Source organism: Yersinia sp. LJYL362 (assembly GCF_048323875.1).
The window spans coordinates 1-24,411 of the sequence record NZ_JBLWEX010000263.1 but is presented as its reverse complement, the minus strand read 5'-3'; the positions used below and the strand labels follow the sequence as shown (position 1 = coordinate 24,411).

Genomic DNA, 24,411 nt, shown 5'->3' with positions numbered 1-24,411 from the left:
TTCCTTTGAACTTGGTTTCGATTTCTGAAAAATCATGTTTACCGATAACCAGGTTTCCGCCGACATAGAGCAATATTTCACCAATTCCGCGTTCAACACAGTTCTCACGCATACCGATGCAATCTACCTCGCCATGCCCATAAATAGAGGAAACGACAATGGCCTGAGCGCCGGTTTCAATGGCGGCATCAATATATTCATCTTGGCTCACCATAACGCCGAGATTAATTACGCTGAAATTGTGCATGGTAAATACCCGGTCGAGCACTTTATTACCAACAGCATGGCAATCAGCACCAATGACGCCAATAACAATTGTTGGGTTTTGCATGTTTTGCCCTCTATGTAGATTACATTCCATATATTTTTTTTGGTGGAAAATTAAGAATTACCCAGGTTTCCACGAGAAACTATTATATTTTTCATAACTAACTTTATTTACGTATTCTATATAAAACTGATAGTGGTAGGTTTTAGTTTCATTGGTTTGTAATGTGCTTCTCCGATAAGTCAAATACAATTGATTTATTGTCAGGACATCTTGAAAAAAACAGCTTATAAAAATATTTTTAATTTATTTCAAATAAAATCACCACCTTAACTTTTATTTCGTATTGATTCCTAATAACCATCTATAAATGCAATGTGAATTGATAGTCATATTTAAAGCAAAAGCGTGATCTAGGTATGATTATTATTTATGTCAGCATTGTGATGTTGATCATATATTTAACCATCATGATTAATAACTATTATTGGTAATGTTAGTGATAGAGGCATATTTATTAACTCACTCCGCTAGCCACTATTTTGACTAAATGTATCTTTGGATAATATTGTATTAACGATTTGTGATGCAAAGTGTGAATAATACGATCTCGATCATGCCGATGAGGGTTAAACAGCAATCCAATAACACTACCACTGTGGGCCACATTCAAACCATAAATGCCACAGTGTTCAACAATATCTAGCAATTGGTGAAATTGGGGTTTAGGCAGTGTGGATTCACTGGCGATAGCACTCAATGTGGTCGCCTCACCAAGCCTATGACAGCAGCGCCTCTCATTCGCTAAGCGAAATTGCTGCATCGCTTTTGCCAAATTGGGTGCTTGTTTCAACAAAAGGGAATGGCGATTTCGTTGGTGGAATTCTGCTGTCACCAGCGTCTGCGAACTTTCAAGCAACACAATATCGATATCAGGTAACCAAGAAAATGGCAGTTGAGTTTGTGCTGTCTGATGATCAAACAGAGTGAGATCTTTAAATATGGTGCTGTCAGTCGGCTCGAGCGCAACACAAAGCCGGGCCAACGTCATATCACTTAGTGATTGCCCAAGTAACCGAGCGGTGGCAATAGCTGTTGCTGCAATATCAGCGGTGCTACTGGCTAAACCTTTTGCTACGGGAATTGTTGATTCAAACTCGATACAGATTCTCTCTACCAGTAAGGGCGATTCTCCGAAGTGTGCCAAGACGTGTTTAAGCATTTGACGCATCCGGGGCCGTTCATTTTGCCCCGGTTTTCCTGGTGTAACTGAGACTCTGCTATACCAATTTATGGGGCAAGAGATCAGTTTTTCTCCACCGAGAATCCATCCCTGGAGCAACTCACCGCAAGAGGCGGGACAGCACGCTTCAGCCATGCGAGGGGGCCTCCGCGCCAAAATATTTTTGCTGGCAGCACATTATATTACCTGTAACAGTGACTTATGATTGATATCGGTTTGGTGAGCAGTAAAGGCCAAAACATCACTCAGATTCACGACATTGCCAATCACCAGCAGTGCGGGGGCGCGCAGCTTTTGACGTGCGATTTCATCTTTTAGGGTGCTGAGTGTCCCTTTGGCCATTTTTTGTTGTTGATGGCTGGCATACATCACGGCAGCAGCGGGGGTATCCGGTGATTTCCCTCCTTGAATTAACAACTGGCAAATTTCCTCTTGTCGGGTCATGCCCATCAGCACGATCAGTGTGCCGTCTAATTGCGCCAGCGCGTTCCAATTTTGTGGTTCATTCCCCTGACACATATGTCCGGTGACCACATGAAAGCTGGAAGCATAATGACGATGGGTGACAGGAATACCGGCATAGGCCAATCCACCAATAGAAGAACTGATACCGGGAACAACTTCAAAGGGGATTTGATAGCGCGAAAGACTTTCAACTTCCTCACCACCACGACCAAACACGTAAGGGTCACCGCCTTTAAGGCGCACCACGTTCTTGCCCACTAAAGCATGATCAATAAGGATTTGATTGATTTGTTCCTGAGGAACTGGATGGTGATTTGAGGTTTTTCCGACGTTAATAATCTGGCAATTAGGTGGAGCTTGAGAAATTAACTCCGAATTCACTAAGCGGTCATGAACAAGAACTTGAGCTTCACGAATGGCAAGTAACCCTTTCACAGTGATTAATGATGCATCCCCTGGACCCGCGCCAACTAACAATACTTTCCCTATTCTCATTAGAATAACCTTAAAATATATTATATAAGCTACGAACAACTTAAAAATACCGCGTCATTATCCATCAATAAATGCATTCGATACTTGACCCCGCTCCCATTATTTAATCACTTTACGGAATGAACTCTTCAAAATATATGATGTTCAATTTTTCTGTGAAATTTATTATTGCATTGTCATCAGTTATGTTTTTATTAATTATTTTTATTTTTAACTGTTAGATTGCATTTATTATTTATAATTATGAAGACTATCACAAAAACGACTGAGCGCAGTGTCCATATAAATAAAACTGTGTATGTTAAAAAATCAATAAAATACGATATTAATTTCTAATATAACTGTCTCGGCAAATCTGGCCGTTTAGTAAATTATTTTATGAAATAATGGGTGAGTTACAATGCGTTACAAAATTCCAAAAACTGACTTATTAGTGACATTTGAAGCCGTCGCTCAATATGAAAGCTACACAAGAGCGGCGGAAAAGTTAGCACTAACGCAAAGTGCCGTTTTCCGCCAAATAACGGCTCTGGAAGAATTCCTTAACGTGTCATTATTCCACCATGTTCGTAAACGGATTTTTCTCAATGATGCAGGGCGTTATTACCTGGATTTGGTCAGAGATACATTAGAACAACTGGAAAAAGACACGCAAAGTATTATGTCTTACCAGTCGACGCAACAAGTTCTGGAATTGGCTGTAACTCCCACGTTTAGTACCCATTGGCTTATTCCTAATCTCAGTAGTTTTCATGAAAGTCATCCGGAAATTGTCCTCAATTTAACTGCTCTCACGACCGGCGCTGATTTTTTGAATCTGAAATATGATGCGGCAATTATGCGTGAAGATTTCAGTAGCCCGTGGGCGCAAAATGAGCATCTCTTTGAAGAAGAGCTGGTCCCTGTCTGCAGCCGCATGTTGTGGCGTGATGACAAAAAAGTCATGCGCGCGGAGCAATTGATGGAGGAATTTACATTACTTCATCAAACGACACGCTTGGATGCCTGGTATGACTGGTTTGCATTGTCGGGTGTTAATAGTCCTAAAGTTAGGATGGGGCCACGTCTGGATCTCTTATCAATGCTGATTTCTGCGGTTCGCTCTAACCTTGGCGTGGCGTTATTGCCTCGCTTTGCTATTCATAAAGACTTAGACAATGGGGATATGGTCATTCCTTGTGATCTACCTATGAGCACCGGAAACCATTTTGTTTTGACTTATAAGGACGGTAAAAGAGGGCTGCGGAGTTTGCAAAAGTTCAGTCGCTGGATCCATGATAAATCAAAAGAAGAAGAGTTGAAGAGAACGTGGGCTGACTGATTTTTATAAAGTACTCATTCGCAAAGTGATCAAATATAAAATTTTCTTTAAGAGAATAGCGTGTTTTTTTGAAATTAAAAAAAGTATTAGAATATTATTCACTAATAAGCATTATGTGTTGCAGAGAGAACAATTGCTTTTTATTTGATTACATCAATAATGGTTGGGTAACGCATGCAATATGTTAACTATTACTTAAATCATTTCTTATGTAATTAATGGCCAGTTCTGCTCGCTATTTATCATTTGGCTAATTGAGTGACTATAATGTATAAAAATGACTTTTTTTATCAAGAGCTATTCCCTCTTTCTGAGGATGAAACAGAGTATTACTTATTAACAGATAAGTATGTTTCTATTATTAAAGTTGAAGGTAAAGATATCTTAAAAGTTTCACCTGAAGCACTGACATTGTTGTCTCAGCAAGCTTTTCATGATGCTTCATTTTTTCTTCGTCCTGCTCATCAACAGCAAGTTGCAGCTATTTTGCATGATCCTCAGGCAAGCGAAAACGATAAATATGTCGCGCTTCAGTTATTACGTAATGCCGAGATTTCAGCTAAAGGTATTTTACCTAATTGCCAGGATACGGGCACATCCACTATTGTGGCTAAAAAAGGCCAACGAGTTTGGACTGATAGTGATGATGCGCAAGCTTTATCCCGCGGTATCTATAACACCTTCCGCCACGATAATCTGCGCCATTCTCAAAATGCAGCATTAGATATGTATACCGAAGTGAATACCGGAACTAATCTTCCTGGTCAAATCGATATTTTTGCTACTCCTGGTGCACAATATACCTTTCTGTTTGTGAATAAAGGGGGCGGCTCTGCAAACAAAGCGGCTTTATATCAGGAAACAAAAGCTGTTCTGGAACCTAAAAAGCTCAGAGCCTTTTTAATCGAGAAAATGAGAGGGCTAGGAACAGCGGCATGTCCTCCTTATCACATTGCGTTTGTCATTGGCGGAACCTCTGCGGAATTAACATTAAAGACAGCCAAACTGGCCTCTACCAAATATTATGACAATTTACCTACCGAAGGTAATGAATATGGTCAGGCGTTTCGTGATACGGAACTTGAACAGGTATTACTACAGGCATCTCGTGACTTTGGCTTAGGTGCTCAGTTTGGTGGAAAATACTTTGCTCACGATATACGGGTTATTCGCTTACCGCGCCACGGCGGTTCTTGTCCGATAGGTATGGCTATTTCATGTTCTTCTGATCGTAATATTAAAGCCAAAATTAACCAAGAGGGTATCTGGCTCGAAAAATTGGAACGCCATCCTGAGCAATATATTCCTGAGCATTTGCGAGTGAATAATGAAGGAACGGTGGTTAATATCGATCTTAACCAGCCGATGAATAAAATTCGTGAACAACTTTCCTGTTATCCAGTCTCTACCCGTGTATCACTTAATGGCCCGTTGATTGTGGCGCGCGATATTGTTCACGCCAAACTGAAAGAGCGTTTAGAGCGGGGAGAAGAGTTACCGCAGTACATGAAAGATCACCCTGTCTACTATGCCGGGCCGGCGAAAAAGCCTGACGAGTTTGTTTCAGGTTCGATGGGACCAACAACAGGCGGGCGCATGGATAGTTATGTGGATCTCTTCCAATCCCATGGAGGCAGCCTGGTCATGTTGGCAAAAGGCAACCGCAGCGAGCAAGTCACTGATGCTTGTCAGAAACACCGTGGATTTTATCTGGGTAGCATTGGTGGGTCTGCGGCTATTTTGGCGCAGGAGTACATCAAAAGTCTGGAATGCATCGAGTACCCCGAGTTGGGAATGGAAGCGGTGTGGAAAATGGAAGTTAGAAACTTCCCGGCTTTTATTTTACTGGATGATAAAGGTAACTCTTTTTTTGACCAGATTCAGATGAAGGCCTGTGCTGGTTGCCAGCAGTAGTTTTTATTCGAGGGTTTCACTGTGCATGATGAAAGGTATCAACAACGGCAGCAACGCCTTAAAGATCACGTTGAAACGCGGGTTGCGGATGCGACCAAGACGGGTGGCCTCATTATTGTATTTACTGGCAATGGCAAAGGGAAAACTACGGCTGCTTTTGGGACAGCCACCCGCGCGGTGGGGCATGGTATGCGGGTCGGTGCGCTTCAGTTTATCAAGGGGACATGGGAAAATGGTGAACGCAACCTACTGGAACGCAATGGTGTCGAGTTTCATATTATGGCGACGGGTTTTACCTGGGATACACAAGATAAAGCGGCTGATACTCTTGCGGCAAAAGTGGTATGGGAACAGGGCTGCCGCATGTTATCTGACCCCTGTTACGAACTGGTGATTTTGGATGAGTTGACTTACATGATTACCTACGGCTATTTGGTGCTAGATGAGGTGATTACTGTGCTAAAAAACCGGCCAAAGAATCAAAGCGTTGTTATCACTGGGCGTGCTTGTCACCGTAATATTATTGATCTCGCGGATACGGTTAGTGAGTTGCGGCCAATTAAACATGCATTTGATAGTGGAATTAAGGCGCAAAAAGGTATCGATTGGTAAGTTAATTGATTAGTTGTTTGATTTTAAATGATTATTTATTGACGTGTGAACACAAATTGTATGTTTCCATCGGTATGTGTGTGCTAACGATAAGCTGGGATATTAAAGTGGGAAGGTCAGGGTTGGGTCTATTCGCAGCGAGATAGATTGGCAAATACCAAGACGGTAAGTACAGATATGTCTCAGTGCGCATGCTTTTCCCTGATCCTCCAGATAAATTCGGTCAGCTCAATGTGGCTATTATATTATTGAAGTGTAAGCATCCTTTGAATGGTTAATATAACGGCATTATCTGTATTCCTACCTGTGATGTAATTTGCAGCAGATTTTGTTTCTTCAAAAGCATTTCGCATGGCGAAACTGAAGGTCGCTCTTTCCATTAATTCAATATCATTCAGTCCATCACCAAACACCATGGTCTCATCTTTATTAACATTCAATAAGTTCTGTAGGATTTCCACTGTATGCCCTTTATGCACGCCGACATCGGCAATATCAATCCAGGCATCTTCAGATACCACGATATAGGCTTTATCAAAGAACTTGTGTAGATGAGGCTTGAAATCAGGGCAGCGCCCTTTTTCATCATAAATAGATATTTTAACAAAATCATGATTTACTTGATAAAATTCATCGACCCTTGTTACTTTGGCATATGAATTTTTGATTTTACCTTCCATTTCTTTAGATACAGAACTCTTAATAAAAGCGCCGTCTGATGTACAAGCAATGATGACGGGTTCTTTATTAATAGCCTCCAAAGTGGAAATAATCTCCAGTCCAAGTGTATTTTCAATTAACGATTGATAAACATATTCGCCTCTATATTTTATTCTGGTGGCACTATCACCCAGAATCCAGAACTGTTCAGCATCACCCGTGAAAAGTTCCTCTACACGTTCGCATTGTTTACCGGTACATATCGCAAAATGGACACCTTTCTGTGCCATGATTTTTTTGACGTCCTGAAACATCTCTCGATTGTAATCCCCTTTCTCATTAAGAAAAGTGCCATCCAGATCGGTAATTATTAATTTTATCATTGTAGGATACTCATTTTATTAAGATGACAATCAAGATTACAAAATATTATATTATTGTCACGTGAAAATAAGTTTCTTTTTTGTAATATGTACCATAGATAAAACAATATGTTTTTTAGTGATTTTTTTAATTAGTAGATTATTCTAATACAAAATGTTAATTATTTGTTGAGTAATAGCTTAATGGATTGGCGGTGACAAGGTAATGAGTGACATGGTAGAAGATAAAGTCTTATAGCGTGTTAATAGTAACAGTCATATAGTAATTTTATTTTATTGAAGTGTGATAGCGTATTTTTATTATTGCTAATTTCACTTAAAGAAGATTTAAATTCTGCTTGATAGTTCTTATCAAAAAAGATGGATTATTATTTTCAACGATAATGATATGATTCATATCCTACATAAGCGGTTACTTTGTTTTCGACCTTTGTGTATATAAAAATATAGTATTAGGTTACATTCTCATCTAATAAATTAAATTATTTAAATATCAATTTATTGACTTATTTTTATTTAAAGGACTATACAGTGACATATTCTAAATCTCTCTGTCTTATATTGGTGTCTGCATTATTATCGGGTTGTGCTGGAAAGCAGGCCTTTGATACTGAAGTCGAAAAGAAAGCTATTCGTGGCGATAATGGTGCTGAGATACCAATATCCGCTTATAACGCGTTAGAAACTGGTGGTAGCCATGCAACAGATACCTCGTTACGCCTTGTCACCCGTGGCGATACGGCTGCCGCTGTAGGACTCTCTGTCGTGGCTTTCGTGGCCCAGGCATTTGCCGGTGGTGCTTCGGGTAGCACTTTCAGCAAAGAGGATTTAAGAGGGACGAAAATAGTTGTTTTGAGTAACCCAAGTATTGGTTACTTCATGCCAAATATTGAGGCTGAAGTAAAGAAAGGGTTGGCGAACAAACCTAAACATCTTTATATGGAAAAAATAGAAGTACGTCCAAAAGTCTGGTTATTAATGTATGAGAATTTATCCGGATCAGAAACTGATTATGAATTGCGATATATTACGCACTTTAGTAAAAATAAAGAATCTTGGCAAAAGAGTGGGATGTATTTAACGTGTGAACCTACACCAGTTAAAGCACCACTGGAACAGTGGCAAGCAAATAATTATGAAAAAGTGACGAAGGTCACTCAACAATATATGGCTGAATGTATGAAAGACTTTACTGTGAAAGTCGATAGTATTGTTAGCTAGTCCTTAGTCATTTTTATATATCAAGATCCATAACATTTTATTTTCAATTTCAACAGGGGGCTTATTACCCCCTGGTTACTCTGCCGGGTTACGACTACCGGGCTTTATTTCTGCGATTCTTGGTGGGAAGTTGTGTACCGGCCAGGCTTGGCATTGCCTGGCGCATAATATCAAGAAATGCCCGCAATCTGGCCGGGTAGTAGCTGGCGTGGGGGTAAACCAAATATATTGGCAAAGGTAATCCATGCCAGTCGGGTGCCAGATGAACTAAACGCCCTTGCACGAGATCATCACTTATTACCCATGTCGATGCGATCCCTGCTCCTAATCCTGCTAGCGCGGCATTTCGTAATGCATACAGGCTGTCGGTACTTAATTGCGGTTGTATGGAAAAACGATAAATTTCACCATTTGTTTTATGGCTTAGCGCGACTTCACTACGATAAAACGAATTCAATGCCAGCCACTGGTAATCCTGCAATTGTTCGGGATGAGTTGGCACCGGCTTATTATCTAGCAATTCAGGGGCGGCAACCACGATACGGGGCACTTCGGCCAATAAAATCGCTACGACTGACGGATCAGTTACGGCCCCCACTTGAATGGCGCAATCAATGCCTTCAGCAATAAAGTCGGGGCGGCGATCATTTAGCATCCATTCAACTGACATTTTCGGGTATTGGTGTAGGAAGTCTTTAAGTGGTTTGATTAATTGGTCTTGTCCAAAAGCGTGGGGGACCAAAACACGCAGTAATCCTCTCGGTTCGTCCGATGCGCCCCGTAGATCATCTTCCATTGTGCTCCAGCTCTCAACAAGCTGTTTGGCATGGGAATAGCAACGTTCGCCATCATCGGTCAACTTCATGATATGCGTGGTGCGCTGCAATAATTTCAGGCCAAGCAACCGCTCTAATGTCTGCAAACGGCGGCTGATAGTCGGCTGACTAGTCCCCAAACGTGCTGCGGCCGCAGACAAACTGCCCGCTTCGACGATACGAATAAATGTTTGCATCAACTCTATACGGTCGATGCCTACTAAATTAGGTTCTGTCATACGCTAAGCGTATAACAGTTTTACTCTCCAGGCGACTACCAAGATAGGTCTGTGCACGCAAAAATACAGGCTCAATATCATTACAGGTAGCCATCATGTCAGTCATTCAAACCGTATCAACTCACACAGAAAGTGCTGGGGAAACCCTTTCCGGCCGAAAAGTTCTGATGTTGGCAACTGGCGCAGGCCTTAGCGTCGCATCAATTTATTATAGCCAGCCGCTACTCGGCATCATGGGGTCTGATTTACACGCCAGTGTCGGTGCGGTCGGCTTAGTGCCTACACTGACACAGATTGGTTATGCCTTGGGCATACTGTTACTTGCTCCGTTAGGGGATCGCCATGACCGCCGGATTATCATTTTATTGAAAGGTATTCTACTGACCGCTGCTTTGATGTTCAGTGGTTTTGTCCCTGGTATCAGCGCGTTGCTGGTGACCAGTTTTATTATCGGGATTGCCGCAACAATGGCACAGGATATTGTTCCCGCTTCTGCAACATTAGTCTCGGCGGCACAACGCGGGAAAACAGTCGGTACTGTCATGACGGGTTTGCTACTGGGTATTTTACTCTCAAGGGTCCTAAGTGGCTTTGTCGCCGAGTACTTTGGCTGGCGGTTGCTGTATATGGGGGCTGCACTGTCAGTCATTCTGATAACGCTGGTGATATGGCGCAGTTTACCGCGAGTAGCGGCAACCTCGGCACTGAGTTATCCGGCGTTGCTCGCTTCAATGAACCATTTATGGTTACAGTTTAAAGAGTTACGTCGGGCTGCATTATCACAAGGGCTACTGTCTGTCGGGTTTAGTGCTTTCTGGTCAACATTGGCGGTGATGTTGCAGGATACTTATCACCTTGGCAGCGCTGTAGCGGGGGCGTTTGGTCTTGCCGGTGCCGCAGGGGCATTGGCTGCACCATTAGCTGGTTCATTGGCAGACCGTCGAGGGCCGCAAGTGGTGACGCTGATGGGTACAAGCCTGGCGACACTGTCCTTTGCTGCTCTGTTCCTTTTGCCACTGTTACCATTTCACCTTCAGATAGGGCTTATTGTGGTCAGCGCCATTGGGTTTGATTTTGGTGTTCAGGCCACGCTGGTGGCGCATCAAACTATCATTTATAGCCTGGAACCTTCGGCTCGCAGCCGGCTTAATGCGCTGCTATTTACTGGCGTGTTTGTCGGGATGGCTGTCGGTTCCGCTTTGGGTAGCCTGATGCTGGAAAAAATGGGATGGACTGGCGTGGTTGCCCTCATTACTCTCGCTGGAGTTGCGAGCCTGGCTGTGCGATGGCGCGGCCGTAGTGCCAAATAGTGGGCTCAGACAGTAAAACGGCTAACAGAGATAAATTTTATCCGATGTTTTGGGAGCCAGGGAGCGCCAGTTTCCTGACGATTTATCAATAAAAAGCGGCTAAGTTTTATGAGCTTAGCCGTTTTCAATATCAGATTCGAATGCTAGTTTTGTAAGTACATAATGCTTTGGCGAATTTCCCTTTCAATGTCAGCTTCTGACCAGATATTCAATTGTGATGAAAACGGCTCAAAAGCATATATTCCCTGATAGCCCAGCCGTTCAAGATTTGCCACTTGTTGTTTACTGTTCAGTTTATCCTGTTCACTCAGCATAATACGATCTTCATCGGTGAGTGTGGACTTCAGCCGTGTCTCTTCGACACCGGAAAGATGTACCAGTCCAATGGTATTGACGTCGATATGGGCATCGAACTCAGCCTGTGCAACATCACTGAGATAGTAGTGGAAGGTATCCAGCACCATTTTGTAGGGCGCGGCTGACTTGCGGATGATGGATTGCGTCAGCAAGTGAGAGCGTAATGAACTGATCCCAAAGCCTAACGGTTCCACGAGCCCGATCACTTGATATTTTTTAAATAATGGGGCCAATAGTACTAATGAATCCAGTGTGTCTTGTTCTTTTTGCTCGGCTGAGCGACGGTCACTGGCGCTACAGTTTGGGCATAAAATAACCCCGCGGCAGCGAATCTCTTTTGCTTGTTGTAGCATGCTTTCTGCTTCTTTCAGCAATGCTGGGCGGTGTTCTGGCAAATTAAAGTATTGCAGGGCATTGATAGTCACAATTTCGATTTCATACTCATCGGCCAGGGCATTGAGCTGTGCTGAACTTAACTCATCTGTCACTTTCTCACCCGGCATGTCATTACGTAATTCAACTTTATTTAACCCGCATTTTTTAACCAGACGGAAAAAGCTTTCAATATTTAAATTGGGGGCAATCTTGCGGTTAATACAGAAACGATCTTGTGCAATAGACATGGTGCCGGCTCCTGCGGTGATAGATATGCGTGATAAATCTCTTCTGAATATTGTTTAAAACAAGAACATTTATTTCATTTAAATGAAATAACGAAACATAAATTTTTCGATTCAGCTCAAATATCAGGCTGATTAAATTCATTCAGTTATCGTCAGTCCGGTTTGTTTTTTGAGATTAACAGCTTATTTATGGCGGGCAATAGGAAGTTTTAGGCTAATGAGAGCTTTGCGTGGACGGTCTGTCTTTTTGAGCTTTTGCCTTTTTCCGTTGCAGGAATTTGCGATACATCGCACAAAACAAAATTTCCAAAGAAAGTTATTTGAAACTTTTTTTTCAATAGCATAAAGTCTGCATATCGGCTGGTATTTCGCCTTTCCGGCGGCTGGTCGCCTTGCGGGCTATCTTCGGCGCTATACCCAAGATAGCCCTTACTGATTGAGCGCATGGTCCGTTAGGTGTCTGGCTTATAGCCATGTTCGATGACCCTTGCGATAGCCGCTATTAAGAAGAGGGTGAGACATGAAAATCGTGAGTAACTTTATCGGTGGGAAGAATTCCCTAAGTTCCAGCAATCAAACTGCCGATATTCATAATCCAGCCACCGGTAAGGTTGAAAGCCAGGTCACGCAAAGTACAGCTGAAGAAGTTCAGCAAGCTATCGGCGTAGCTCACCAGGCCTTTGCCGATTGGTCACGAACTACCCCTCTGCGTCGTGCCCGCATTATGTTCAATTTTAAAACGCTGATTGAACAACACCGTGATGAATTGGCGGAGTTGATTGTTCGTGAACACGGTAAGGTCTATTCAGATGCGCTGGGTGAAATCACACGCGGTTTGGAAGTGGTCGAGTTCGCCTGTGGTATCCCACACTTATTGAAAGGTGAATACTCTGCAGATGTCGGTACCGGGGTTGATAGCTTTTCAATGATGCAGCCTTTGGGGGTTGTTGCCGGGATAACGCCTTTTAACTTCCCTGCAATGGTACCCATGTGGATGTTCCCCATTGCGCTGACATGCGGCAATACCTTTATCCTGAAGCCCCCTGCATTGGACCCTTCTGCATCGGTTCGTTTAGCTGAGTTGCTGACGGAAGCGGGTTTACCTGATGGCGTATTCAATGTTATTCACTGTTCTAATGAAAGTGCTGCACAACTCTGTACAGATCCACGAATTCAAGCCGTAAGCTTTGTCGGTTCTTCTACTGTGGCCGAACATATTTACACTACTGCCAGTGCGCACGGTAAACGTGTACAAGCCTTTGGTGCCGCGAAAAATCAGGCGATCGTCATGCCAGATGCTGATTTGGATGCGACCGTAAATGCATTGATGGGAGGTGCTTTTGGGTCGGCGGGTGAACGTTGTATGGCACTGCCTATTGCGGTAGTCGTTGGTGACAGTACCGCGGATAAATTAATTGAAAAGTTAAAACCACTCATTGCTCGCCTACGTGTCGGTCCAGGTATACAGCAAGGCGGGGAAGAAAATGAAATGGGACCGCTGATTTCAGCAGCCCATCAGAAAAAGGTTCTTGGTTATATAGATCAAGGAGTTACAGAGGGTGCGACATTAATAACAGATGGTCGTAATTATAATGTCGCTGGTTATGAGCAAGGATACTATATAGGCGGCACACTGTTTGATCATGTTACCCCAGAGATGAAGATTTATCGGGAAGAAATCTTTGGCCCCGTATTAGGGATTGTCAGAGTGCCTGATTATCAAACAGCAATTAATACGGTGAATAGTCATGAGTTCGGCAATGGGAGCGCGATTTTCACCAGTAGCGGCCACTATGCACGGCAGTTTGTACATGAAGTTCAGGCTGGGATGGTTGGCGTCAATGTGCCTGTGCCAGTACCAATGGCGTTTCACAGTTTTGGTGGTTGGAAGCGTTCTGTATTCGGTGCATTGAATGTTCATGGCACTGATGGGGTGCGTTTCTATACCCGCATGAAAACAACCACAGCCCGTTGGCCAACAGGCCAGCAAACTGTCTCAGAATACAGCATGCCAACGCTGGGCTAATGCTACTTGAGGGTGTTCGTTAGAATAATTTCATGTCGTTAACAGGAGAGTCATCATGTTGTCACTGCTTGCTAAATGTCAGCCTCCGGATGCGGATGGGCGTATTCAGCATATTTCGCCAGAGAATGCTGGCTGGCGTTTTGTTGGGTTTGATGTCTATCGCCTTACGGCTGGAAAGACATTGATGCTGGAGAGTGCTGAAAATGAACTCTGCTTGGTATTGGTTGCTGGAATTGCCTCGATATCAACACGCCGGGCAGAATATCCGCATATTGGCAAACGCATGAGCCCGTTCGAACGAACACCGCCTTATTCTGTTTATGTTCCACACCATGATAGCGTAAAAGTTGTGGCAGAGACCGATTTGGAATTGGCGGTCTGCCGTGCGCCCGGTAATGGCCATTTACCGTCTCGTCTGATTACGCCAGCAGATGTGGGAGTAGAGCGGCGAGGTAAGGGGCGTAACCAGCGGTTAGTACATAACATCTTACCTGACGATAAACCTGCAGACAGTTTGTTGGTGGTTGAGGTTTATACCGATGAGGGGAATACCAGTTCATACCCAAGTCATAAGCATGATCAGGAAAATGCGACAGATGAAACTTATCTGGAAGAAACCTACTATCACCGGCTAAATCCAGAGCAAGGTTTTTGCATGCAACGTGTTTATACCGACGACCGTTCACTGGATGAATGTATGCCGGTTTATAACCGAGATGTCGTAAAAGTGCCAAAAGGTTACCACCCCGTGGCGACATTAGCGGGCTATGACAACTATTATTTGAATGTTATGGCAGGGCCAGTACGGTTATGGAAATTTACCTGGGAAAAAGATCATGCATGGATCAACAGTGATCAATATCCGGTAGAAAAAAGCTAAGTCGCTTTCTAAAATATGCAGTGAATGGGTAGACAGAACTCTACCCATTTTAAGTAGATCCCCAAAGATGGCATCTAACTTGGCAGCGCCAGAGAATCTGCCGAAGGACTTATGCTTTGGCGTTATTCAGTGCCAAGGAAACGGCTAAGGTTTGTGCCAGGCACATAGAAGCAACCTGCGAACGGAACCCGTCAACTTGTGCTTCCCGCACCACAAAGCAGACATCGCTGAAAGCCGCTAATGGGCTCACCTGGCTATCAGTAATCGCAATCTGCTGCGCACCACTTTTTGCGCCTAACTCCACCAGTTCTAAGGCTTCTTGTGCATAGGGGGAGTAACTGATAGCAATGACCACGTCTTTGGGTTTGACCATGCTCAGTTGTTCAGCAAACATTCCGCCCAGCCCATCAATCAGAAAAGCCCGGCGCTCCAAATGGCGTAATGCATAGGTCAGGTAAGAAGCCACGCTGAAAGAGCGACGTAAGCCAATCACATAGATATTTTCAGCATTGTTTAACAGTTCGACGGCTCTATCCAACTGTTCTGCACTGGTTTGCACCGCCAGTTGCTGTAGAGCTTGCGCATTGACCATTGTAAATACATTCAGTATTTCAGCCGGTTTTTCCGGCGCAGTATTGCCATCAGTTGAGGTTTGACGAAATAACCGCGCGCGCTCGGTATAGTTAACGGTTTCTTCCATCAGATGTTGACGGAATACCTGTTTCATTTCGTTAAAGCCACTGAAACCAAAGGCATTTGCAAACCGGATTAAGGTTGATGGTGGCACACTGGCTTGGGCCGCAATGGAAGCAACTGTATCAAATGCAATGCTGTTACTGTTATCCAGGATATAACGGGCAACTTGTTTTAAGCGTTTGCTTAATGTCTCATAACGATGACGAATTTGGTCTTGTAGCAATGATAGTTGAGTTGGGTTATTCATCCATTCGGCCCACGGCAGAGGAAAATTCAGGGGTTATCTGTCAGCTATTCTAACAGATGGTTGGAAAATTTCATTTGTTGATATTCGCATTTGCTTTTATTTCATTGCGAATTAAAAACGTTCACTAAACCATGATAAAGGAAACGGCTATAAGCAAAAGATATTACTTTATTAAGTTTGACAGAAATCAGGATTTTTTCAGGCTAATAAGGAATAAACCATGCAGATAGCAGCATAATAGCGCCGACGTTTTCCTCGTCAGCGCCACTAAAGCTGTTTTAAATTCAGATGACTGGACGATAATCTCGCCAATAGCCTATCAGTGTTTGATAATTTTGTTTCACTTGCGCGATCAACTCGGCATCATTTATCTCACCGTGCAGCCAATGGCCTGATGCCTGGCCAAAGATAGTGCGACCGACAGCAAAACCTTTAACCCAGGGTGCTTTTGCCGCTGCGGCAAAACCCGCCTTTAATATTGCTTCTGGAGAATCTAACCCAAGAATCAATACACCTCGGCAATAGGGGTCTTGAGTTTCAATCAATTTACCGACTTTTTGCCAGTTTTCAGCACTTAGTGGTGGCAGTTTCCACCAATCTGGTTGAATACCTAGCGCATAGAAATGTGCCATAGTTTCAATATAATAACGCTCATCTTTGTCTTTATTGTCTTCAGGTAAAATCACTTCCAACAGTAATTCATGCCCCGATTTACAGCATCCGCGGTAAACATCCTGAATCAGCTCATCCTGCTGCTGGCGTAGCTCCGCGCTGTCTTTGGGGTGATAAAAGACCAGGCACTTCACGACATGTTCCAGCGGCCAATCAATGAGTTGGGAGCCAATATTGCCATGTTCAAGGCGTAATGGTCTTGAGCTGGGGAGCTCAATGGGGCGGCCTATCCACCACCCGTGGCCGGTAATGGTGTTGAGCGCTTCCTGGCCGTAAGTGGTATCTGCCAGAATGCCACTTTTATGCTCCAGCCCGGATTCTTGCGCCGCCTGTTGTGCGGCCTGAAGTAATAATGTTTTGAGTTTGGGGATTCGTTCTTCACTCACACCCGCTTCACGCGCCATATCAGCCAATTGTTTGCGGTGATCAAAGGCAAATACGCAAAGCTCCGGCCACTGCTGCTTACGGGTGGTTACCCGATGCAAATGATTAAGGCGAGTGTCACTATCCGGGCGCGGAACAGAGTGTTCACGGCTGAGGTAATCGTCTAATTCTATTTTGGTTGGCATGGCCGGTGCGCAGCCATGACGTGAAACAACCAGTGCGCCGCACGCATTGGCGTAACGGCAAGCTTGCTCCCAACTTTCATCATTAAGATAGCCGCGTAGCAAACCAGACATAAAGGCATCACCAGCCCCCAATACATTGAGAACTTCAACGCGAACACCAGAATGGAGTTTGACCTGTTCCCAACTGGAGGGGATTGCCCCTTCGAATACTGAACAACCTTGTGCTCCACGCTTGCAGACCAGTGTCGCCTGAGTTGCTTTACGCACATTTTGCAGCGCTACCAGGGTATCTGTACTGCCCCCCGCGATATGGAATTCTTCTTCAGTACCGACAATTAAATTGAAATGGTGCAGGACTTCTTGCAGTTGCTGAGTCACTTTTTCTGATTCAATGAAACGTGTTTCACCGTCGCCAAGTGAGGTCAGGCCCCATAATACTGGACGGTAATCAATGTCCAGAGCAGTTCGTAGCCCATGCTTATGCCCGTATTCCAGCGCCTTCAATACCGCGGCGCGTGTATTTGGGTGCGAAAGATGTGTGCCAGTGATAGCCAGTGCTCGTGATGATGCAATATAAGTTTCATCTATATCATCCGGTATCAGAGCCATATCAGCACAGTTTTCACGGTAAAAAATCAGAGGGAAAGTTTCTTGATCTTTAATACCCAGAATAACCAAGGCGGTTAGGCGCTGCTTGTCAGTAATCAGAAAACGGGTATCAGCCCCAACACGTTGTAATTCCTCGCGCAGGAAACGGCCCATATGCTCATCACCTACACGTGCCAACATACCTGACTTCAAGCCCTGAATGGCTGTGCCGTAGGCGACATTACCTGATGACCCGCCCAAATATTTGGCAAATGTACTGGTATCTTCCAACCGGGAACCAATCTGTTGCCCATAAAAATCGACAGCAATTCGCCCGATACATATGACATCCAGTACTTTGTGTTGTGTACCCATCCCCATTTCCTTCTTTTAAAACCCCGACAATGACCGATGAAATAAACCCGTAGTAACGTTTCTAAAATCAGTATGAGGAATAAATATTTCAACTTCAAGGTTAAATGAAATTTATTCCCCGAATATGTGACATGGCTAAAAGCCTTATATCACGCAGGAAAATAGGGCTTACACCCAAGGATTGTGCCAGTTATTAATGGTTTTCTTAGGAAGGAATAGAAAGCATTTATGAGTGATATAAACCAATAATATCAATTCATTAGCCTTGTGTTTTGTGGGTTTGTAATGATGCTATTTCATGTGAGCCAATGCGGGTATCGCGATTTCAGCGTTTACTTGATTATTTGATCTTCATCGCATAATGAAATGTTTCTTCTGTAATGTGATTTTATGAAAAAAATATTTGTTTATAATCCCAGCTATGTTTCACCTCACTGTTGTCAGCATAGTGGCAGTCATTAAGTCTGCTTCTTCTCTCCGGCAAACGTGTCCTTTGGGGCTGAAAGTATCTCAGTCACTATGGTATCGCGCAAACAGAGCAAAGGATGAGTAAATGAGTAAGATTCGGCTAACCATGGCACAGGCATTAGTCCGTTTTTTGGACAATCAATACCTGCAAGTTGATGGTCAAGAAATCAAATTTATCAAAGGAATTTTTGCTATTTTTGGTCACGGTAACGTATTGGGCGTCGGGCAGGCACTGGAACAGAATCGCGGCGAGTTAGTGGTTCATCAAGGGCGAAATGAGCAAGGAATGGCCCATGCAGCGACCGGTTTCGCCAAACAAAAACTGCGCCAGCAAATCTATGCTTGTACCTCATCTGTGGGGCCGGGCAGTGCCAATATGGTGACCGCTGCCGCAACGGCAACAGCTAACCGTATCCCCTTACTGTTGCTTCCTGGTGATGTGTTTGCCTCACGTCAACCCGATCCCGTGCTCCAGCAAATTGAACAATCTCATGACCTGAGTATCAGTACCAATGATGCATTCAAGCCCGTCAGTAAATACTGGGATCGCATTACGCGGCCAGAACAACTGATGAGTGCGTGTATTAATGCCATGCGGGTACTGACTGACCCGGCAGAGACTGGTGCCGTAACGCTGTGTTTGCCGCAAGATGTACAGGCTGAAGCCTATGATTATCCAGATTACTTCTTCCAAAAACGCGTTCATCGCCTTGACCGGCGACCTGCTAGCGCATCCATGCTGGCTGATGCCATTGCTTTACTGACCTCAAAACGTAAACCGATTTTGGTCTGTGGCGGTGGCGTAAAATACTCTCAAGCCGGTCAGGCATTGCAACGATTTGCTGAATGTTTCGGTGTGCCGTGGGTTGAAACACAAGCGGGTAAAGGCACTATCAGCTCAGAACATGAATTGAATCTTGGCGGTATTGGTGAAACAGGTTGTCTGGCGGCGAACACCTTGGCGAAACAGGCTGATTTGGTCATTGGTGTCGGCACCCGCTATACCGATTTTACGACATCATCGAAATGGTTATTCCAGAATCCGGATGTTTCATTCCTCAATATTAATGTTAGTGCTTTTGATGCTGGCAAGCTGGATGGTTTACAGTTGCTGGCGGATGCGCGTGAAGCATTGTCTGCATTGCATCAGCAACTTGGTAGTACTCGTTATCAGGCTGATTGGGACGGGGAGATTACCCGCATGCGTACTGAGCAATTAGCCGAGACAACGCGGGTTTATCAGGTGGAATACCATGCTGAGGATTTCACCCCTGAAATTAATGACCATTTAGACCGTGAGCAGGTTTTTGCCGAGTTTATCAATAAAACCGGCTCTTTCCTGACACAAAGTCTGGTGTTGGGAATACTGAATAATCAATTACCTCAAGATGCCGTCATTGTTGCCGCTGCTGGCAGCTTACCCGGTGATTTACAGCGAGTGTGGCGCACAAAAGGCAGTAATGGCTATCACGTTGAATATGGTTATTCGTGTATGGGCTATGAAGTCAGTGCTGCATTGGGCGTCAAGTTGGCCGAACCTGGCCGTGAAGTTTACTCATTGGTGGGCGATGGTGCCTTCATGATGCTGCATTCCGAGCTGGTCACATCCATTCAAGAGCGCTGCAAAATCAACGTCATATTGTTCGATAACATGACAAATGGCTGCATCAATAACCTCCAGATGGAACATGGCATGGACAGTTATGCCACTGAATTCCGTTTCCGTAATCAAGAAACGGATCAATTGGACGGCGATTTTGTCCCGGTAGATTTTGCCATGTTGGCTGCTGCTTATGGCTGTAAAACATACCGTGTTTCCACTGAACAGCAACTGATCGATGCATTGGCAGATGCCCGCCTGCAGACGATTTCAACGCTTATCGACATAAAAGTTCTACCAAAGACCATGGTGCATAAGTATCTGAGTTGGTGGCGAGTGGGTGTTGCTCAAGTATCTGACAGTGAAAGAACGGACGCAGTGGTCCGGGTGTTGGAGCAAAATATCGCTAAAGCCCGTGACTATTAGCACTCACTGCATGATCTGGATGTGAAGTCGTAAAACGAGCAGGGATCACCTGCAAGCCAAACTTCATGAGGGAAATAATATGTCATTAAATATTGGTGTGATTGGGACAGGTGCTATTGGTCAGGATCATATTCGCCGTTGTAGCAAGGTGTTGCAGGGTAGTCGTGTCGTCGCCGTAACCGATATTAATCGCGAGCATGCTACCAAAGTTATTCGTGACTTGGGTATCGAAGCGAATGTTTATGCAGATGGGTATGAAGTGATTAAGGCGAAAGAGGTAGATGCGGTATTAGTCACCTCTTGGGGGCCAAGTCACGAAGAGTTCGTATTGGCGGCTGTTGCTGCGGGTAAATACGTATTCTGTGAAAAACCATTAGCGGTAACCGCTGCAGGATGTAAGCGTATTGTAGAGGCAGAAGCGGCACAAGGTAAGCGCTTGGTTCAAGTCGGGTTTATGCGACCTTACGACCAAGGTTATCGCGCACTAAAAGATGTGATTACCAGTGGAAAAATTGGCGAGCCATTAATGCTGCATTGCGCCCATCGTAACCCGAGAGTGGGTGATAACTACACTACAAGTATGGCTATCACTGACACTTTAATTCATGAAATTGATGTGCTGCGCTGGTTATTAGATGATGATTATGTCTCGGTTCAGGTTGTTTTCCCGCGCAAAGCTAAACATGCCAAAGCTCACCTGAGAGACCCGCAAGTTGTGCTATTTGAAACGGCAAAAGGGACGCGTATTGACGTTGAAATCTTTGTGAACTGTCAGTATGGCTATGATATTCAATGTGAAGTGGTCGGTGATAACGGCATTGCCAAATTACCTGAACCCTCTTCAATATTGCTGCGTAGCGAAGCTCGGCTATCACATGAAATTCTCACTGATTGGAAAGATCGTTTTATCGATGCCTACGATGTGGAACTGCAAGCCTTTATCAATGATGTTTTGGCTGAAACACTCACCGGACCTTCTGCCTGGGATGGTTTTGCAGCTGCAGTCACCGCAGATGCCTGTATTGCAGCGCAGGATAATGGTGAGATTGTGCCGATAAGCTTGCCGTCACGGCCCACTTTTTATAATAAATAATATCAATATCAGCTGCCTGTGCGCCAGCTGACAAACTGTCGCATAGTCAGATTTTTATTGCCGAACGGACCTTATCTCAAGCTTGCATATATCTCACGTGAAACTGGGAGTGCTATGAAAATTGCATTTGATGTTGATGTCATTAAAGACCTGGGTATCACTAATATGGTTCGCCAGGTGGCGGAATGGGGATATGACTATATTGAGCAGTCACCACATCCGCAGTTGAATCCGTTTTATAAGCACCCCAAAGCTGGCCGTGAAGTTGTCGCCGAGTATAAGAAAGCATTAAAAGAAACTGGGGTCGAAATATCATCTTTTATCGTGGTATATCGCTGGGCTGGGCCACTTGACGCTCGGCGACAGGCGGCAGTGACCAACTGGAAGAGAATGATTGAAATTGCTGTTGAGATGGGGGTTTCGGTCATTAACACCGAACTTTCTGGCGACCCAAATGAGCCTGAGGTTTGTGAAGAGATGTGGTATCGCTCAATGGAAGAGTTATTACCGATTATTGAGCGTGAAGGTATCCGGGTCGAGATTCAATCTCATCCATGGGATTTCTGTGAAGAAAATAATGAAACCGCAGATTTAGTGAAGTCACTGCGCAGTGATAACGTGAAATACCTTTATAGCGTCCCCCATACGTTTTTCTATGATAAAGGCAAAGGAGATGTTGCCAGTATGCTGAAATATGCTGGTGATGATCTTTCTCATGTATTGATTGCCGATACCATGAATCACACTAAACACTGCCGTTATATTATGAACCCACCTGGCGTTGATGCTGTTATTCATCAGCATGTGGGTATTGGTGAGGGAGAAGTTGACTTCTCCGCGCTGTTCCAGACATTACGTGATATGGATTTTGCCAATCGTACTTTTAAAGTCGGCGGGGAATCAATTATTGCGACGTCTCTTTTTGGTTATCCGGAAAAAATGGTGCATCAGGCGGTTGCGACTCGTGAACGTATTGAGCGCGAATTGTTGGGGAAATAAAACCCAATAGATACCTGAGTATTAGGCACTATTTAAAACGTGAATAAAGACTATTTTTTGCATTAAAGGACGGGCAATTAATCACCTTTTAATTGTATTCATCTGTATAAATTAGATGTATCGCAGAGGTTTCTTATGAATAAAGATCGTGTGAAGTTGGCAATCGCTCCTATTGGTTGGACGAATGACGATATGCCAGATTTAGGCAAAGAAAATACTTTCCAACAATGTATCAGTGAAATGGCGCTAGCTGGATTTACCGGTAGTGAGGTTGGCAGTAAATACCCACGAGATCCTAACGTACTGAAACCTATGCTTGAAATACGAGGCATACAGATTTGTAATGCTTGGTTTAGCACTTTTTTTGCCGATGGTCAGCGCGCTAAAACCATTGATGAATTCACTAATCATATGAATTTTCTCCATGCAATGGGGGCAAAAGTGATTGGTTGTTCAGAGCAAAGCAAAAGTATCCAAGGAACCACGAAAGCAGTCTTTGAAGAAAAACCTTACTTTACTGACACTGAATGGCAGCGTGTAGCGGAGGGTTATAACGAATTAGCCAAGATTGCGGCCACTAAAGGGATGCAAGTGTGCTTACATCATCATATGGGGACGGGGATTCAAACCAGTGAAGAAATAGATCGTTATATGAGTATGGTTAATGACGATGTATATCTGCTATTTGATACTGGCCATGCGTATTATTCCGAAGGTAGCCAGGAAGCGATGTTGGCTATTTTAGAAAAATACTTACCGCGTATTAATCATGTTCATTTGAAGGATGTTCGTGATGAAGTGGTTGCGGAAGTTAAAGCTAAGAAACTCAGTTTCCTTGATGGTGTAAAAAAAGGCACTTTCACCGTACCTGGCGATGGTGTTATTGATTTCGGTCCGGTCTTTAAATTGCTGGATGAAAAGGGTTATCAGGGATGGATGGTGGTAGAGGCAGAGCAAGACCCCGCGATAGCTAACCCATTTGAATATGCAGTGAAAGCCCGCCGTTATATCAAAGAAACAGCGGGTATTTAGCAATATTTATCCTCTTTCAAATTGCAGGTGTATTTATTGCTTTTGTATGCCGCCGGTCTGCAAATAGTGACCTCAGGGATAGGGCATAGACCTTATTCCCTGATGGTTATTCTGATGTCTTGATTCGTCCCATATGATAGGTATCAACAAACTGACCATCGCGGAAAGCAAAACGTGGGCTGGTACCTTCAATTTCAAAACCAAATTTACGATAGAGTGCGATTGCTGCCAGGTTATCGACAAAAACAGTCAGTTCAATACGTTGTATATTCAGCCAGTTATCACATAAGTCAATCATGGCTGCCATCAATTCACTGCCGACACCTTTCCTGCAAGAGTTAACATCAACAGCAATACCAAAAGTCGCGACATGACGGCGGCGTGCTCGTTGATTTGCTTCAACAGTCAGTTGACCAACAATCTTCTCATCAATACATGCCACTAAATTATGTATCCCAGCCGGTATCTCTTTGATCTTTTTTTCCCACATATCAAGAGAAGGTAGGGGTAGCTGTAATGTGTCGCGATAAACCTGTGGATGAGAAAATAGCTGTTGCAAAGCAGGATAATCAGTGGGCTCCACATGGCGTATCTGCACATTTTTCATAAACATACCCTTACTCTTACTGTTTGAATTACCTACTAAAATATCTATTTTTCTCATTGAGTCAATAATATTAGCGCTGACTAAAAAAAACACTTTACAAGTGAGAGTGATAATGATTATCATTGTCGTGCTTTCAGATGAGACCATCAAAGTTTAGGTGTTCACATTACGAAGGCACGACATTGCTCACATTGCTTCCAGTGTTTA

The 24,411-nt window shown here is 43.9% G+C and carries 20 protein-coding genes; 11 read left to right on the top strand and 9 right to left on the bottom strand.

Annotation, left to right across the window (positions count from 1 at the left end; translation table 11 throughout):
* From glmS to cobA, 3 genes are all read right to left on the bottom strand, one after another.
* A partial coding sequence (gene glmS / locus ACNSO8_RS16015) for a methylaspartate mutase subunit S (protein ID WP_418395180.1) occupies window positions 1-331 on the bottom strand: 331 nt, incomplete at its 3' end.
* A gap of 454 nt (window positions 332-785) precedes the next feature.
* Entirely contained in the window at window positions 786-1,646 is an 861-nt protein-coding gene (locus ACNSO8_RS16010; protein ID WP_418395201.1) for a GHMP kinase, read from the bottom strand.
* 42 nt (window positions 1,647-1,688) lie between these two features.
* On the bottom strand, window positions 1,689-2,471 hold the full coding sequence (gene cobA / locus ACNSO8_RS16005; RefSeq protein WP_418395200.1) for a uroporphyrinogen-III C-methyltransferase: 783 nt from the start codon (window positions 2,469-2,471) through the stop codon (window positions 1,689-1,691).
* 400 nt (window positions 2,472-2,871) lie between these two features.
* Between cobA and ACNSO8_RS16000 the strand changes: the two genes are divergently transcribed.
* The 3 genes from ACNSO8_RS16000 to cobO all read left to right on the top strand — a co-directional run bounded on the left by ACNSO8_RS16000 (window position 2,872) and on the right by cobO (window position 6,318).
* On the top strand, window positions 2,872-3,792 hold the full coding sequence (locus ACNSO8_RS16000) for a LysR substrate-binding domain-containing protein (RefSeq protein WP_418395199.1): 921 nt from the start codon (window positions 2,872-2,874) through the stop codon (window positions 3,790-3,792).
* Between the two features lie 267 nt (window positions 3,793-4,059).
* Entirely contained in the window at window positions 4,060-5,706 is a 1,647-nt protein-coding gene (locus ACNSO8_RS15995; protein WP_418395198.1) for a fumarate hydratase, read from the top strand.
* A 21-nt stretch (window positions 5,707-5,727) separates the two neighbouring features.
* Entirely contained in the window at window positions 5,728-6,318 is a 591-nt protein-coding gene (gene cobO / locus ACNSO8_RS15990) for a cob(I)yrinic acid a,c-diamide adenosyltransferase (RefSeq protein WP_418395197.1), read from the top strand.
* Window positions 6,319-6,563: 245 nt separating this feature from the next.
* Here cobO and ACNSO8_RS15985 read toward each other — a convergent pair whose 3' ends face one another.
* A complete protein-coding gene (locus tag ACNSO8_RS15985) occupies window positions 6,564-7,361 on the bottom strand; it encodes an HAD-IIB family hydrolase (protein WP_418395196.1) in 798 nt (265 codons plus the stop codon).
* 531 nt (window positions 7,362-7,892) lie between these two features.
* Between ACNSO8_RS15985 and ACNSO8_RS15980 the strand changes: the two genes are divergently transcribed.
* The gene (locus ACNSO8_RS15980; RefSeq protein WP_418395195.1) at window positions 7,893-8,582 is read left to right on the top strand and encodes a hypothetical protein; all 690 of its coding nucleotides are present in this window, start codon (window positions 7,893-7,895) and stop codon (window positions 8,580-8,582) included.
* Between the two features lie 94 nt (window positions 8,583-8,676).
* On the opposite strand, the gene ACNSO8_RS15975 is transcribed toward ACNSO8_RS15980, so the two are convergent.
* Window positions 8,677-9,636: a LysR family transcriptional regulator gene (locus tag ACNSO8_RS15975; protein WP_418395194.1), complete on the bottom strand. Its 960-nt coding sequence runs from the start codon at window positions 9,634-9,636 to the stop codon at window positions 8,677-8,679.
* A 95-nt stretch (window positions 9,637-9,731) separates the two neighbouring features.
* Here ACNSO8_RS15975 and ACNSO8_RS15970 point away from each other — a divergent pair, with 95 nt between their 5' ends.
* Window positions 9,732-10,946: an MFS transporter gene (locus tag ACNSO8_RS15970; protein ID WP_418395193.1), complete on the top strand. Its 1,215-nt coding sequence runs from the start codon at window positions 9,732-9,734 to the stop codon at window positions 10,944-10,946.
* Window positions 10,947-11,089: 143 nt separating this feature from the next.
* Here ACNSO8_RS15970 and ACNSO8_RS15965 read toward each other — a convergent pair whose 3' ends face one another.
* Window positions 11,090-11,926, bottom strand: coding sequence for a TIM barrel protein (locus ACNSO8_RS15965; RefSeq protein WP_418395192.1), 837 nt, complete (start codon window positions 11,924-11,926; stop codon window positions 11,090-11,092).
* Window positions 11,927-12,446: 520 nt separating this feature from the next.
* Between ACNSO8_RS15965 and ACNSO8_RS15960 the strand changes: the two genes are divergently transcribed.
* A complete protein-coding gene (locus ACNSO8_RS15960; protein WP_418395191.1) occupies window positions 12,447-13,952 on the top strand; it encodes a CoA-acylating methylmalonate-semialdehyde dehydrogenase in 1,506 nt (501 codons plus the stop codon).
* 55 nt (window positions 13,953-14,007) lie between these two features.
* Window positions 14,008-14,832, top strand: coding sequence for a 5-deoxy-glucuronate isomerase (gene iolB, locus ACNSO8_RS15955; protein WP_418395190.1), 825 nt, complete (start codon window positions 14,008-14,010; stop codon window positions 14,830-14,832).
* A gap of 109 nt (window positions 14,833-14,941) precedes the next feature.
* Here the strand turns inward: iolB and ACNSO8_RS15950 are convergent, their stop codons facing one another.
* Together ACNSO8_RS15950 and ACNSO8_RS15945 are read right to left on the bottom strand one after the other, a co-directional pair.
* The gene (locus ACNSO8_RS15950; protein WP_005157438.1) at window positions 14,942-15,775 is read right to left on the bottom strand and encodes a MurR/RpiR family transcriptional regulator; all 834 of its coding nucleotides are present in this window, start codon (window positions 15,773-15,775) and stop codon (window positions 14,942-14,944) included.
* A gap of 284 nt (window positions 15,776-16,059) precedes the next feature.
* On the bottom strand, window positions 16,060-17,979 hold the full coding sequence (locus ACNSO8_RS15945) for a bifunctional 5-dehydro-2-deoxygluconokinase/5-dehydro-2-deoxyphosphogluconate aldolase (RefSeq protein WP_418395189.1): 1,920 nt from the start codon (window positions 17,977-17,979) through the stop codon (window positions 16,060-16,062).
* A gap of 553 nt (window positions 17,980-18,532) precedes the next feature.
* On the opposite strand from ACNSO8_RS15945, the gene iolD reads away from it, so the two are divergent.
* The 4 genes from iolD (at window position 18,533) to iolE (ending at window position 23,597) form a co-directional block, all read left to right on the top strand.
* The gene (gene iolD / locus ACNSO8_RS15940) at window positions 18,533-20,473 is read left to right on the top strand and encodes a 3D-(3,5/4)-trihydroxycyclohexane-1,2-dione acylhydrolase (decyclizing) (protein WP_418395188.1); all 1,941 of its coding nucleotides are present in this window, start codon (window positions 18,533-18,535) and stop codon (window positions 20,471-20,473) included.
* Window positions 20,474-20,552: 79 nt separating this feature from the next.
* Complete coding sequence (locus ACNSO8_RS15935; RefSeq protein ID WP_418395187.1) at window positions 20,553-21,566, top strand: Gfo/Idh/MocA family protein; 1,014 nt, start codon at window positions 20,553-20,555, stop codon at window positions 21,564-21,566.
* A gap of 114 nt (window positions 21,567-21,680) precedes the next feature.
* On the top strand, window positions 21,681-22,565 hold the full coding sequence (locus tag ACNSO8_RS15930; RefSeq protein WP_418395186.1) for a sugar phosphate isomerase/epimerase family protein: 885 nt from the start codon (window positions 21,681-21,683) through the stop codon (window positions 22,563-22,565).
* Window positions 22,566-22,700: 135 nt separating this feature from the next.
* Window positions 22,701-23,597 (top strand): myo-inosose-2 dehydratase, encoded by an 897-nt coding sequence (gene iolE / locus ACNSO8_RS15925; protein ID WP_418395185.1) that lies wholly within the window; start codon window positions 22,701-22,703, stop codon window positions 23,595-23,597.
* 106 nt (window positions 23,598-23,703) lie between these two features.
* Here the strand turns inward: iolE and ACNSO8_RS15920 are convergent, their stop codons facing one another.
* Window positions 23,704-24,204 (bottom strand): GNAT family N-acetyltransferase, encoded by a 501-nt coding sequence (locus ACNSO8_RS15920; RefSeq protein ID WP_418395184.1) that lies wholly within the window; start codon window positions 24,202-24,204, stop codon window positions 23,704-23,706.
* Between the last annotated feature and the right edge of the window lie 207 nt (window positions 24,205-24,411).

What these genes read in the sequence shown, in the direction of transcription:
- ACNSO8_RS15960 (WP_418395191.1), top strand. Translation starts at nt 12,447, where the DNA reads ATGAAAATCGTGAGTAACTTTATCGGTGGGAAGAATTCCCTAAGTTCC.
- iolE (WP_418395185.1), top strand. Translation starts at nt 22,701, where the DNA reads ATGAATAAAGATCGTGTGAAGTTGGCAATCGCTCCTATTGGTTGGACG.
- iolD (WP_418395188.1), top strand. Translation starts at nt 18,533, where the DNA reads ATGAGTAAGATTCGGCTAACCATGGCACAGGCATTAGTCCGTTTTTTG.
- ACNSO8_RS15965 (WP_418395192.1), bottom strand. Translation starts at nt 11,926, where the DNA reads ATGTCTATTGCACAAGATCGTTTCTGTATTAACCGCAAGATTGCCCCC.
- ACNSO8_RS15945 (WP_418395189.1), bottom strand. Translation starts at nt 17,979, where the DNA reads ATGGGTACACAACACAAAGTACTGGATGTCATATGTATCGGGCGAATT.
- ACNSO8_RS15930 (WP_418395186.1), top strand. Translation starts at nt 21,681, where the DNA reads ATGAAAATTGCATTTGATGTTGATGTCATTAAAGACCTGGGTATCACT.
- ACNSO8_RS15970 (WP_418395193.1), top strand. Translation starts at nt 9,732, where the DNA reads ATGTCAGTCATTCAAACCGTATCAACTCACACAGAAAGTGCTGGGGAA.
- ACNSO8_RS15920 (WP_418395184.1), bottom strand. Translation starts at nt 24,204, where the DNA reads ATGAAAAATGTGCAGATACGCCATGTGGAGCCCACTGATTATCCTGCT.
- ACNSO8_RS15950 (WP_005157438.1), bottom strand. Translation starts at nt 15,775, where the DNA reads ATGAATAACCCAACTCAACTATCATTGCTACAAGACCAAATTCGTCAT.
- ACNSO8_RS15995 (WP_418395198.1), top strand. Translation starts at nt 4,060, where the DNA reads ATGTATAAAAATGACTTTTTTTATCAAGAGCTATTCCCTCTTTCTGAG.
- ACNSO8_RS15935 (WP_418395187.1), top strand. Translation starts at nt 20,553, where the DNA reads ATGTCATTAAATATTGGTGTGATTGGGACAGGTGCTATTGGTCAGGAT.
- iolB (WP_418395190.1), top strand. Translation starts at nt 14,008, where the DNA reads ATGTTGTCACTGCTTGCTAAATGTCAGCCTCCGGATGCGGATGGGCGT.
- ACNSO8_RS15985 (WP_418395196.1), bottom strand. Translation starts at nt 7,361, where the DNA reads ATGATAAAATTAATAATTACCGATCTGGATGGCACTTTTCTTAATGAG.
- ACNSO8_RS16010 (WP_418395201.1), bottom strand. Translation starts at nt 1,646, where the DNA reads ATGGCTGAAGCGTGCTGTCCCGCCTCTTGCGGTGAGTTGCTCCAGGGA.
- ACNSO8_RS16000 (WP_418395199.1), top strand. Translation starts at nt 2,872, where the DNA reads ATGCGTTACAAAATTCCAAAAACTGACTTATTAGTGACATTTGAAGCC.
- ACNSO8_RS15975 (WP_418395194.1), bottom strand. Translation starts at nt 9,636, where the DNA reads ATGACAGAACCTAATTTAGTAGGCATCGACCGTATAGAGTTGATGCAA.
- cobA (WP_418395200.1), bottom strand. Translation starts at nt 2,471, where the DNA reads ATGAGAATAGGGAAAGTATTGTTAGTTGGCGCGGGTCCAGGGGATGCA.